Raw genomic sequence first — 381 nt, 5'->3', positions numbered from 1 at the left:
TGCTGGCACGTAGTTAGCCGTGGCTTTCTGATTAGGTACCGTCAAGACGTGCATAGTTACTTACACATTTGTTCTTCCCTAATAACAGAGTTTTACGATCCGAAGACCTTCATCACTCACGCGGCGTTGCTCCGTCAGGCTTTCGCCCATTGCGGAAGATTCCCTACTGCTGCCTCCCGTAGGAGTCTGGACCGTGTCTCAGTTCCAGTGTGGCCGATCACCCTCTCAGGTCGGCTACGCATCGTTGCCTTGGTAAGCCGTTACCTTACCAACTAGCTAATGCGGCGCGGATCCATCTATAAGTGACAGCAAAACCGTCTTTCACTATTGAACCATGCGGTTCAATATATTATCCGGTATTAGCTCCGGTTTCCCGAAGTT

Annotated in this window: 1 rRNA gene; it reads right to left on the bottom strand. The window is 50.4% G+C overall.

Annotation, left to right across the window (positions count from 1 at the left end):
- Positions 1-381, bottom strand: a 16S ribosomal RNA gene (locus HMPREF3241_RS11890); the annotation flags it as partial.

Source organism: Staphylococcus sp. HMSC34G04, assembly GCF_001838765.1.
Lineage (GTDB): Bacteria > Bacillota > Bacilli > Staphylococcales > Staphylococcaceae > Staphylococcus > Staphylococcus epidermidis.
The sequence above is the reverse complement of the archived record's forward strand: the minus strand, read 5'-3'. Positions and strand labels throughout refer to the sequence as shown.